11 protein-coding genes are annotated in these 10,992 nt (G+C 43.6%); 10 read left to right on the forward strand and 1 reads right to left on the reverse strand.

What is annotated here, in order from left to right; translation table 11 throughout:
- Nucleotides 1-720, forward strand: coding sequence for a hypothetical protein (locus tag U2P91_RS06945; RefSeq protein WP_111887757.1), 720 nt, complete (start codon nucleotides 1-3; stop codon nucleotides 718-720).
- 135 nt (nucleotides 721-855) lie between these two features.
- Here the strand turns inward: U2P91_RS06945 and U2P91_RS06950 are convergent, their stop codons facing one another.
- Complete coding sequence (locus tag U2P91_RS06950) at nucleotides 856-1,479, reverse strand: MarR family winged helix-turn-helix transcriptional regulator (protein WP_162624466.1); 624 nt, start codon at nucleotides 1,477-1,479, stop codon at nucleotides 856-858.
- A 236-nt stretch (nucleotides 1,480-1,715) separates the two neighbouring features.
- Between U2P91_RS06950 and U2P91_RS06955 the strand changes: the two genes are divergently transcribed.
- From U2P91_RS06955 to U2P91_RS06995, 9 genes are all read left to right on the forward strand, one after another.
- Nucleotides 1,716-2,810: a BMP family ABC transporter substrate-binding protein gene (locus U2P91_RS06955; RefSeq protein ID WP_111887755.1), complete on the forward strand. Its 1,095-nt coding sequence runs from the start codon at nucleotides 1,716-1,718 to the stop codon at nucleotides 2,808-2,810.
- A gap of 63 nt (nucleotides 2,811-2,873) precedes the next feature.
- Nucleotides 2,874-4,412 carry an ABC transporter ATP-binding protein gene (locus U2P91_RS06960; RefSeq protein ID WP_111887754.1) on the forward strand — a complete coding sequence of 513 codons (1,539 nt, stop codon included), beginning with the start codon at nucleotides 2,874-2,876 and terminating at the stop codon, nucleotides 4,410-4,412.
- Complete coding sequence (locus U2P91_RS06965) at nucleotides 4,397-5,461, forward strand: ABC transporter permease (protein WP_322519301.1); 1,065 nt, start codon at nucleotides 4,397-4,399, stop codon at nucleotides 5,459-5,461. Before U2P91_RS06960 ends, U2P91_RS06965 begins: the two co-directional genes overlap by 16 nt.
- Nucleotides 5,461-6,393 (forward strand): ABC transporter permease, encoded by a 933-nt coding sequence (locus tag U2P91_RS06970; protein WP_111887752.1) that lies wholly within the window; start codon nucleotides 5,461-5,463, stop codon nucleotides 6,391-6,393. Before U2P91_RS06965 ends, U2P91_RS06970 begins: the two co-directional genes overlap by 1 nt.
- 328 nt (nucleotides 6,394-6,721) lie before the next feature.
- On the forward strand, nucleotides 6,722-7,789 hold the full coding sequence (gene aroB, locus U2P91_RS06975; RefSeq protein ID WP_111887751.1) for a 3-dehydroquinate synthase: 1,068 nt from the start codon (nucleotides 6,722-6,724) through the stop codon (nucleotides 7,787-7,789).
- Nucleotides 7,790-7,920: 131 nt separating this feature from the next.
- Nucleotides 7,921-9,222 carry a 3-phosphoshikimate 1-carboxyvinyltransferase gene (gene aroA, locus U2P91_RS06980; RefSeq protein ID WP_322519302.1) on the forward strand — a complete coding sequence of 434 codons (1,302 nt, stop codon included), beginning with the start codon at nucleotides 7,921-7,923 and terminating at the stop codon, nucleotides 9,220-9,222.
- The gene (aroC, locus tag U2P91_RS06985; RefSeq protein ID WP_111887749.1) at nucleotides 9,200-10,279 is read left to right on the forward strand and encodes a chorismate synthase; all 1,080 of its coding nucleotides are present in this window, start codon (nucleotides 9,200-9,202) and stop codon (nucleotides 10,277-10,279) included. Before aroA ends, aroC begins: the two co-directional genes overlap by 23 nt.
- Before the next feature lie 9 nt (nucleotides 10,280-10,288).
- Nucleotides 10,289-10,585 carry a chorismate mutase gene (locus U2P91_RS06990; RefSeq protein WP_111887748.1) on the forward strand — a complete coding sequence of 99 codons (297 nt, stop codon included), beginning with the start codon at nucleotides 10,289-10,291 and terminating at the stop codon, nucleotides 10,583-10,585.
- A 2-nt stretch (nucleotides 10,586-10,587) separates the two neighbouring features.
- Entirely contained in the window at nucleotides 10,588-10,917 is a 330-nt protein-coding gene (locus U2P91_RS06995; RefSeq protein WP_111887747.1) for a hypothetical protein, read from the forward strand.
- Nucleotides 10,918-10,992 lie beyond the last annotated feature (75 nt).

Below are 10,992 nucleotides of genomic sequence, written 5' to 3' on the forward strand. Positions count from 1 at the left end.
ATGAATCAAAAGATGGAAAAACAATTAAGCGATAGAACCCCGAAAGCCCCAGAAGCACACCAAAAAAATAGTAAAACAAAGCTTCAGGAAGGGATTGTCGTAATGGCCCTATTGGTCATCTTCGTTACTTTACTGGTGATTCCTAAATACCAGGCCTACGGCGCAAGCAAGGCTGAACTTGAAAAAAGAGTACGCTATTATCAGGAATTGCCGGACCAAATGACGGAGGAAACCTATCTAAAAAAACTGGGTGAAATGAGTGAAGCGTTAAAGATAACCAACGATAGCCTGCCGGAAAGTTTAGATACGGTCAGTCTTTACGAAGCGGTTGCAAAAACAGCAGACACTGCTGAGGTAGGCCTCACTTCGCTGGAGTTTGGACTGATCAAGCTTCAGATCGATGATCCTCTAGGCGCAAGAATTGCGCCGGAATTTACTGAAAATGAAGAAAAAACGATTCAAGGACCGGATGGAAAGTTTTTAGCGACTTGTGAATTTACGGTGGTTTGTACCGGTAATGATGAAACATTTATGGCATTTCTGGATCGATTAAATCAATCAATTCCAGTTATTCGTGTCATCAGCTATGAAATCAAGAAAGGCTCTGGGTCTGAAAAACAGATGCACCTGAGGCTCGAAAGCTATGGCGTGGTGCAAAATAACCAGGATAATCAGAGGACAGAAAAAACGTATCAGCCACAAGAAATGCTAGCGCCCTAAATACCGTGCGATTCGATAACAGAACCACAATTACCGTGCCGATCAATTGTTAATCTCTTTTTTGCCTTGATGCAAATAATAGGATGTAACAATTGTCGGTACGGTTTTATCAGTTGTTAAAACAAGTAGCTTGTATCAATTGGGGTGTTTAACAATCGTCTCAAGGCTTGCAGTAATGGTTAAGAAAATGCGGTGGAGAGCTTTGATTTCCTGGGGTGAGATGCCATTCAAAGCCGTATTAAGGGGCGCAAATAGTTTGGCATGGACAGTTTCCAGTTGATCAAAAATTGCTTGACCATCGGGGGTCAGGGTGAAGACCACTTCACGCACGTTGACCGCTGATTTTTCTTTTCTTATGAGTTCTTTTTCCAGTAGTTTGGAGCTGCACTTTGAAATAGCGCTTTTTGAAATTCCCAATTTATTAGCCAATTGGGTCAGATTGATGCCTGAAAATCGGCCGATCATTTCAAGGGCTTTCAGTTCAGAAGGATAGAGAGAATAGGAACCATCATTGACTGTAAAGGTTTGCGGTAAAACAAGAATATCCTGATAAAGAGCAGCAGAATCAATCATCAGTTTCTTGAGCGCATCAAGATCTACGGAAGAATCGGATTGTTCAGGTTTTTGAACCGTTGATTTTTCTTTTTTTTGAACCGAACCTTCTTTTTTTTCTTCCGCGGCACTTTTCTTTTTCGTCTCTTTTTTCGAATCTTTTGTTTCTTTGACGTCCAACTTCTTAGCTTTTTTCTCTTTTTTCAAAATGACACTCCTTTCAATACGAAATCTACCATTTAACAGGGTGAAGAATCCGATTCACCACGGTTACATATAATAATACCGAATTAACCAACGCATTGCAATAGAAACATGGCTTAGACGACCGATTTATTCAACTTTTTTAGATTGCATTTTAGATGTTTTTTAGTTAAAATACTAGTGTGGGTAGGACTGTTTATCCGATGGTTCTAAACCAGATTAGAAATAGGAGGAAGAGAATGAAAAAAAGATTGGGAGTATTGATGCTTACACTGGTTTTATTGGTTGTAAGTGTAGCCGGATGCAGTTCAGGAGCGACATCAGGTAAAGCTGAGGTTACAAAGGTTGGTTTTATCTATGTTGGACCAGCAGATGATGGCGGTTGGTCACAAGCTCATGACAATGGCCGGGCAAAAATGGTAGAAAACTTAGACGGTAAGGTTGAAACCATCGTTAAAGAAAATGTACCAGAAGAAAAAAGCGCTGTTATTTCAACCATTAGAGATATGGTTGATCAGGGATGTACCATTATTTTTGGAACCAGCTATGGTTTTATGGATGGAATGGTTGAAGCAGCCGAAGAATTCCCTGATGTTAAATTTGAACACTGTTCAGGTTATATGACGTCTGATAATATGGGGACTTACTTTGGAAAAATTGAAGAACCACGTTACCTTTCCGGAATTGTCGCCGGCTTAACAACTAAGACGAATAAAATTGCTTATGTAGCAGCGATGCCAATTCCCGAAGTAATTCGTGGTATCAATGCCTTTGCATTGGGTGTAAAATCGGTAAATCCGGCAGCCACTGTTAATGTTTCCTGGACCAACACCTGGTATGATCCAACTGTTGAAAAAGCAGCCGCCGAAGCGCTGATCCAACAAGGTTGTGATGTAACCGCTCAGCATCAGGATTCAACAGCAACTATGGAAGCGGCTAAAGAAGCGGGTAAATTATCGATTGGTTATGATTTAAGTGCGGCACAAAGTATGCCAGAAGTCTATATGACGGCTCCACTTTGGGATTTTAGCGGTTATTATACCGATTCGGTTTCATCAGTCATTGACGGAACCTGGAAATCGCAGCAATACTGGGGTGGTATGACTGATGGGATCGTCCTACTGGATGAACTGACAACCTTGGCGCCAGGAACGGCTCAAGGTCAGATTGACACCGCTGAAGCCGCCATTAAATCAGGTGAGCTGGTAATTTTTGCGGGCGAATTAAAAGATCAGAGCGGCACTGTAAAAGTACCGGTTGGAACTACTCTGACAGATGAAGCGCAGTTAAGCATGGACTGGTTTGTTGATAATGTTGTTGGTAGTTTAAAATAATACAAATGGGTTAACGGACAGAGTCTTCTGACTCTGTCCGCTATTTTTAGTAAAGGTGAAAGCATGAATAATGATTATGTGGTTAAAATGGAAAACATCACAAAGGTTTTTGGTAAGGTCAAAGCCCTGGATCATGTGGAATTTTCATTAAAAAAGGGAGAAGTGCATGCCATCTTAGGAGAGAACGGAGCGGGCAAAAGTTCACTGATGAATGTTCTAAATGGCATTTATATGCCGGATGAAGGGCAGATCGAAGTGAAGGGCCAACGTGTTAGTATCAGTTCCCCCAAGATTGCCCTGGACTTGGGAATTGGGATGTTGCCTCAGCACTACAAGTTGGTCGATGCTTTTTCAGCAATGGAAAATGTGGCCGCCGGCAGTCGTAAAACAACCCCTTTTTTAAATAAGAAAAAGATTTTAGATGAGATGGGGAAATTGATTGCCCAATTGGGAATGGACATTAATCCCAATAAAAAGGTCTATGAAATGTCGGTTGCCGAAAAGCAGAGTCTGGAAATCTTCAAAGTCCTGTATCGGGGGGCTGATATTCTAATATTGGATGAACCCACGGCAGTACTAACTCCCCAGGAAATTAAGAATCTCTTTGAAATTGTTAAGAAGATGGTGGCAACAGGCTGTTCAGTGATTATTATTACTCATAAACTAGAAGAGGTTATGGAAATCAGCGATCGGATTACCATTATGCGTAAGGGCACGACCATTCAAACAGTTAATAAAGCAGAAACCACGCCGCAGGAACTGGCCGGGATGATGGTTGGCGATATGATGGAGCTTAATGTTCCCTATGTTGCGGTAAAACGGGGAGAAAAGGCGCTAGAAGTGAAAGATATCACCGCCATCGATCGAAATAAGGTCAATATTCTTGATCACGTCAGTTTTGACCTCTATGCTGGGGAAATTCTCGGCGTCGCCGGCATTGCCGGTAGCGGCCAGAAAGAACTATGTGAGAGTATCGCTGGTCTTTATCATATCAAATCCGGTGAGATTATTTTTGAAGGCGAAAACATCGTCGGCAAGAATCCCGAAAAAATCAGTCAGATGGGAATTAGTCTGAGCTTCGTTCCTGAGGACCGTTTAGGAATGGGTCTGGTTTCTTCGATGGATATTATTGATAATGTTTTATTAAAAGATTACCGCAACAAAAAAGGGCTGGGAATTTCTCGGGTTGTTTCCCGGGACAAGGCCGAAGCCCTGGTTGAACGCCTTAACGTGTCCACCCCCGCGATTGAAAATCATGCCGTCAGTTTGCTCTCTGGCGGGAATATTCAAAAGGTCTTGTTGGGTCGGGAAATTGAACTGGAACCGAAACTGATGGTGACGGCTTACGCCACCAGAGGTCTGGATGTAGGTTCTTCTCAAATTATTTATGAGCTGCTCAATGAGCAAAAAGTTAAAATGAAACCGATCATTTATGTGGGCGAGGATTTGGACGTTCTGATGAGTCTTTGTGATCGCATTTTAGTTATTTGTGAAGGTCGGGTAACAGGGATTGTGGATCCGCGAAAAACCACCAAAGAAGCCATTGGATTAATGATGTCCGGGGTTATTAGTGAAGGAGAACAAGCATGCTCCATATCGTAAAGAAAGATCTTCCCAAAACCCGGGAAAAAATAGTTGTTCGGCTGTCGGCTGTATTAGCAGCGTTGGCCTTGGCCTCAATCCTTGTTCTGGTTGCCGGAGCCAATCCCTTTGAGTTATATCTTGGGATTATTCAGGGCTGTTTTGGCTCGGTGTATCGTTTTGCTGCCACGATCGAGAAAATGGTACCGCTGCTGGTGCTCTCTTTGGGGGTAATGGTTGCCTTTAAAATGCGCTTTTGGAATATCGGTGCTGAAGGTCAGTTTCTGATGGGGGCAGTCGGAACCACATTGGTAGTCCGGCTACTGCCGGATCTGCCGCTACCAATTATGCTGATGTTGATGAGTGTCGTTTCTTTTTTATTTGGCGCCGTTTGGCTGATGGTTCCAGCTTTTTTAAAAGCCCGTTTTGGAACCAATGAAACGCTGTTTACGCTGATGTTAAACTATATCGCGTTAACACTGGTAACTGCATTGCAATACGATTTCTGGAAGGATCCGGCAGCCAGTGGGATGCCTAAAATAGCTAATCTTCCTCCCAATGCTTTACTACCCGGTGTCAGTGGTTTTAATTTAAGTATCTTGATGGCAGTTATTATTGTTCTGGCGATGTATTATTTTATGAACCGATCAAAAATCGGATTTGAAATTGCTGTTTTGGGCGAAAGTGAAAATACCGCCCGATACATCGGTATTAATGTCACTAAAACCATTATGATCGCCGCTCTTGTTAGCGGCGGTTTATGCGGTGTGGTCGGGATGATGCAAACCACGGGTGTCAGCGGGGCGTTATCAACTCAAATCACTGGCGGTTTGGGTTTCACAGCCATTATCGTAGCCTGGCTTTCAGGACTCAAGGTGCCCTTTGTAGTCGTTAATTCCTTTGCCTTTGCGGTATTGTTGCAGGGTGCCTCGTATATTCAAACCGCCTTCCAGATTCCCGGTTCGGTGGCAGAAATGATTCAGGCGATCATTCTGTTTTTTATTTTGGGCAGCGAGTTTATCTTGCAGTACCGCTTTGTTTCCGATAAAAATAAACGTGAGGTGGCATAATGGAATTTGTTTTTTTCTTAACGGCTGCGGTTAAGGCCGGAACCTGTTTGCTTTATGCGACTCTGGGAGAAATTATTTCAGAAAAAGTCGGCCACCTTAATCTTGGGGTGGAAGGGATGATGCAAATGGGGGCGGTGGTTGGTTTTATTGCCGGGTTTACCTTTGGCAATCCCTACATCGCGGTGCTCTGCGCAGCCATTGCCGGGGCCTGCGGGGCTCTGATTTATGGCTTTCTGACGATTAGCTTAAAGGCTAATCAGGTAGTTACCGGGCTGACGCTTAGTATTTTTGGGGTTGGCTTTGCCGCCTTCTTTGGCAAGAACTTTGTCGGGAAAAAAGTGCCGGAAGCGATTACCACATTTTTTGCGCCGATCAAGCTGCCGATTTTTGGGGATATTCCATACGTTGGTCAGATCTTTTTTAACCAAAGTGTTTATGTTTATTTTTCTTATCTACTGGTGATTGCCATTTATGTTTACCTTTATAAAACCAAGTGGGGCTTAAATACCCGGATGGTTGGTGAAAATCCGGTCGCGGCTGACGCCAGCGGAATTCCCGTGGATAAGTATAAATATTTTAATATTGCCCTTTGTGGAGCACTGTGTGGCCTGGGTGGAGCCTTTTTATCCCTGGTTTACATCAGTATTTATCCGGTTAATGTCGTCAGCGGACGAGGGTGGATTGCGGTAGCACTGGTTATCTTTGCGATGTGGAATCCCGGCAAAGCTTTATTGGGGGCCTATTTCTTTGGCGCTTTGGATATTGCCAGTTTTTGGCTCCAGCAATATACCCTGCCAGTTTCAATTTACTTCTTCACGGCCCTGCCTTATTTGGCAACAGTATTTGTTTTGATCTTTACCTCGATGCGAAAGAGCAGCAACAAAAAAGAACCAGCCTGGCTGGGTAAAAACTATTTCAAGGAAGACCGATAAAAAGAAAAGACCGTCTTATATAAGACCGTTGAATAAATTGCCGTACCGATCAATTTTAATCTATTGTTCGCCGCGGGATCGAACAGGCTATGCCGTGTTCGCCCCGATGCGTACAATCAGATTAATAATTGTCGGTACTGCGTTGGTACGATGTTTATAGTTTAACCGTCTTATATAAGACGGTTCTTTTGTAAACAAATCTGTCTTTACAATGGAGACAGGTGTTAACACAACTAAACCATTTAAAAATCCCAGGACAATGCTTTATGGTTTTAAATTGAAAAAACTATGATATAATAGAGGTTAAGATTTTAAAGGAGCCGAGAAAATGAAGGAATTAATTTGCAAAACAGAGAATATGCACCAGTACCCCATTATCATCGAAAAAGGCATTAAAGGGCGGCTGGCCCAAATGAAGGCGCTCTTTTCCCAGTATCACAAGGTGGTGATTATCACCGATAAAAATGTAGCAAAAGAGTATTTAAGCGATGTGGAACGTCAGGTTCGTCAGGCTGGTCCCAAGGTTTACAGCATTGTCATTCCTCCAGGCGAGGCAAGCAAGTGCCTGTCGCAAACCGCCGAAATATATGACGAACTGGTTAAATGTAATATCACCCGCAGTGATGCTATTTTAACCCTGGGCGGTGGCGTCGTTGGGGATTTGGGCGGTTTTTGCGCGGCAACCTATCTCCGCGGCATTGATTTGATCCAGGTACCGACATCATTGTTGGCACAGGTTGACAGCAGTGTCGGCGGAAAAGTCGGGATTGATCTAGATTATGGCAAAAATCTGGTCGGTGCTTTTCATCAGCCTAAAGCCGTTATCATTGACCCCTTATTTTTAGAAACCCTTGAAGATCATTATATGATTGATGGTATGGCCGAGGTCATCAAGTACGGTTGTATCAGTAGTGCCCCGCTTTTTGTCAAACTGATGGGGTATGCCTATTATGAGGATTTGGTTGAAGATATGGAAGAGATCATTGCCAAATGCTGTCAGATTAAACGGGATGTGGTTCAGACTGATGAGCATGAACAGGGACTGCGGCGGATTCTAAATTTTGGCCATACCATCGGCCATGTAGTGGAATCTTATTTTAAATTTAAAAAATATTCCCACGGTGAAGCGGTTGCCATTGGGATGGCACAGATCACGAAGAAAACGGTAGCAGAAGGGATCAGTCAGAAGGACACCTACACGAATATTATCGAAATCCTGGAGAATTACGGGTTGCCCACTGAGCTTCCCAAAATGCCTCTGGACAAGGTTCAGGAAATCTTGTTTACGGACAAAAAGTTTGAGAATGACTCGCTTTACATTTGTGCCCTGGAAAAAATCGGCAAGGCTCAAATTGTCAAAATTCAAAAACCCCAGGCCATCGAACTGTTTCGATAATAACTGAAATAAATAGAGCGATAACCCCGTAGCGATACGGGTTAACCGGTTGTAAAAATAATCGCTACTGAGTTATTGATTGTCTATTTGCCAAGTGAAAAAAGTAAAAATAGAAAATTGTGAGGAAGAAAATGAGAAAGATTGAGATTACACCAAGACAATTAACGGGCAGTTTGGAAATACCGCCTTCGAAAAGTGTCAGCCACCGGGCGATTATTATGGCGGGGCTGGCTAAGGGAGAAAGCGTGATTTCTAATGTGCTGATGTCTCAGGATATGATTGTTACCTGTGAGGCGATGGAAGCATTAGGGACAAGCATTTCTTATCATGAAGAACAAAACGGGCGGTTTACACTAACAATTAAGGGCTGCGATCCGCTGGTACTTGGGAAGGAGACCATCGAGTGCAATGAGTCAGGATCAACGCTGCGATTTATTATCCCGATTTTGCTGCTCCAGCCTAAACGGGTGGTGATTACCGGAAAGGGTCGTCTGGTTACCCGGCCGATGAAGCCCTATTATGATCTATTTGAAGAAAAATCAATTCATTATGAGCATTTAAATAAACAACAGGATCTACCTCTGGCAGTAGAAGGAACTCTGACTCCCGGCAGCTATCAAATTGATGGCGGGGTAAGTTCACAGTTTATTACCGGCTTACTTTTTGCCCTGCCCTTGCTTTCTGGCGATTCGGTTATTGAAGTTACATCAAAACTGGAGTCAAAACCCTATCTTGATATTACCCTGGACATGCTGAAGCACTTTGGGATTGAGATTGTCAATGACAATGACCGGCGGTTTTTGATTAAGGGAAATCAGGCCTATCGACCTTGTAATTACCGGGTCGAAGGTGATTTTTCTCAGGGCGCGTTCTGGCTGGCAGCGGGTGCCATTGGTGAAAAGATGGACTGCAAGGATCTTGATCTTTCTTCTTTTCAGGGGGACAAGGTAATGGTTGATCTGATAAAACAAATGGGTGGTGAAATCAGTGCTAAAGCTGATGGCCTGGTGGTAAAAAAATCAACCACTCATGGAATTGTTATCGATGTCTCTCAGTGTCCGGATCTGGTTCCGATTCTGGCGGTGTTAGGCAGCTTGAGTGTGGGCACCACCACCATAATAAATGGTGAGCGACTGCGCTTTAAGGAGTCGGATCGGTTGATGGCGATTGCTTTAGAGCTTAATAACCTGGGCGGAAATATTGAAGAAACCGCCGATGGACTGATAATTCACGGGGTCGAAGGCTTCACTGGGGGCAAGGTTAAGAGTCATAATGACCATCGAATTGCGATGGCTTTAGCGATCGCTAGCATTCGGGCCTCAGGAAAGATCGTTCTGGACGGTGCCGAAGCAGTCAATAAATCCTACCCACATTTCTGGGAAGACTTTAAAGCGGTAGGAGGTGAGTGGATTGGGCTCGACGTGGGGAAATAAATTTAAGCTTTCGATTTTTGGTGAATCCCATGGTAATGGGATTGGTGCAGTCATTGATGGACTCCCCGCCGGAATTAAAATTGATCTGGAGCGGGTTCAGAGTGAGCTGAACCGCCGGGCCGCCCGGGGAAACCCGCTGGCGACACCCCGAAAAGAGGGGGATCAAATTGAAGTGCTGAGTGGCATTTTTAATGGCAAAACGACCGGCGCACCATTAGCGGGATTGATCCGCAACGAAAATACCCGTTCCGGAGATTATGCAAAAACCAAAGATCTGATGCGTCCAGGTCATGCCGATTATACCGCCGACGCCCGTTATGGTGGCTTCCAGGATTATCGCGGCGGCGGTCACTTTTCCGGCCGGCTGACGGCACCTCTGGTTTTTGCCGGGGCCATTGCCAAAGAGATGTTAAGCGTAATTTGTCCAGAGCTGGGAATCGGAAGCCGGATTGTATCAATTGGTGAGGTAAAAGATACCCCGATTGAGGATTGGAAGGTCTATCAAACCCTAATCAGGGGTTTTAAAAATCCCGCTTTCCCCCTTTATCATGCCAATCTGGAAGAAGCGATGAAACAGGCAATCATTGCAGCAATGGAAGATGAGGATTCGGTGGGTGGTTTGGTGGAAGGCTTTATCACTGGCCTGGAGCCGGGGATTGGCAATCCTTTTTTTGAATCCATTGAAAGTCGTCTATCGGCCTTACTCTTTTCTATTCCCGCCGTAAAAGGCGTAACCTTTGGGGCTGGTTTTGAAATGGTCAGCCTGCGAGGTTCCCAAACTAATGATGGCCTGCGCATCAATAACGGACAAATTGAGACCTTAACCAACCACAACGGGGGTATCAACGGTGGTATTTCCAATGGAATGCCAATTGTTTTTCAGGTCGCCTTTAAACCGACGCCTTCGATTGGCAAAGAACAGCAGACCATTAATCTGGCCAATCGAAACAACGCGACCTTAAAAATTCAGGGGCGTCACGATCCCTGCATTGTGATCAGGGCTTTTCCCGTGGTAGAAGCCGCCACCGCCATCTGTTTGGCAGATTTTTTACTTTAGGAGATAAGATTGAAAACATTAGATGAAATTAGAAATAAAATCGATCAGATCGATGCGCAGATGCGGGTCCTTTTTGAGCAGAGAATGGATTGCATCCAGGCTGTGGCTGAATATAAATACAATAATAATGGTAATATATTCGACCAGAGTCGGGAAGAAAAAATGCTGCAAAAAAATCTGGAGCAGCTGAAAAATAAGAACTACGATAAAGAATATGAACGTTTTTTAGAGGAAATTCTGATCTCCAGTAAGGATTATCAGAAGGATTATATACAAAAAAAAGAAACGCTGAAAAGAGGCGAGTAATCATGGATACCGGAATGCTTATTATTGTTCTGGTTATTGTCATTCCCGGATATGTTATCGTTAAACGTCTGGCTAACACCTTCTATTCAGATAATCCCAAGCTGGAAGAAGAAACAGAAAGGCGCTATGGATTTCAACGTCTGGAAAATGAAATAATCGAAAAGGCGAAAGAAAAAGAAATAAGTGAAACTCAGGTTAAACATAGCGACCATCAGCGAAAAAAAAGAAAACGTGTCCAAATCCCAAAAAAAGTGGATGCGGCAGTCGTAATAAAATATCGCCAAAGGGTTAAGAATGAAAAGTTAACTAAAGAAAACATTAAGCAGAAGTGAGTAAAACGCTTATTTTTAGCCCTATTTGAGTGTGATTGGGTGGTCGCTAAAAATAATTTGATAATCCTCAAAAAA

Source organism: Acetobacterium sp. K1/6, assembly GCF_034438075.1.
Taxonomy (GTDB): domain Bacteria; phylum Bacillota; class Clostridia; order Eubacteriales; family Eubacteriaceae; genus Acetobacterium; species Acetobacterium carbinolicum.

What these genes read in the sequence shown, in the direction of transcription:
- U2P91_RS06945 (WP_111887757.1), top strand. Translation starts at nt 1, where the DNA reads ATGAATCAAAAGATGGAAAAACAATTAAGCGATAGAACCCCGAAAGCC.
- U2P91_RS06955 (WP_111887755.1), top strand. Translation starts at nt 1,716, where the DNA reads ATGAAAAAAAGATTGGGAGTATTGATGCTTACACTGGTTTTATTGGTT.
- U2P91_RS06960 (WP_111887754.1), top strand. Translation starts at nt 2,874, where the DNA reads ATGAATAATGATTATGTGGTTAAAATGGAAAACATCACAAAGGTTTTT.
- U2P91_RS06965 (WP_322519301.1), top strand. Translation starts at nt 4,397, where the DNA reads ATGCTCCATATCGTAAAGAAAGATCTTCCCAAAACCCGGGAAAAAATA.
- U2P91_RS06970 (WP_111887752.1), top strand. Translation starts at nt 5,461, where the DNA reads ATGGAATTTGTTTTTTTCTTAACGGCTGCGGTTAAGGCCGGAACCTGT.
- aroB (WP_111887751.1), top strand. Translation starts at nt 6,722, where the DNA reads ATGAAGGAATTAATTTGCAAAACAGAGAATATGCACCAGTACCCCATT.
- aroA (WP_322519302.1), top strand. Translation starts at nt 7,921, where the DNA reads ATGAGAAAGATTGAGATTACACCAAGACAATTAACGGGCAGTTTGGAA.
- U2P91_RS06995 (WP_111887747.1), top strand. Translation starts at nt 10,588, where the DNA reads ATGGATACCGGAATGCTTATTATTGTTCTGGTTATTGTCATTCCCGGA.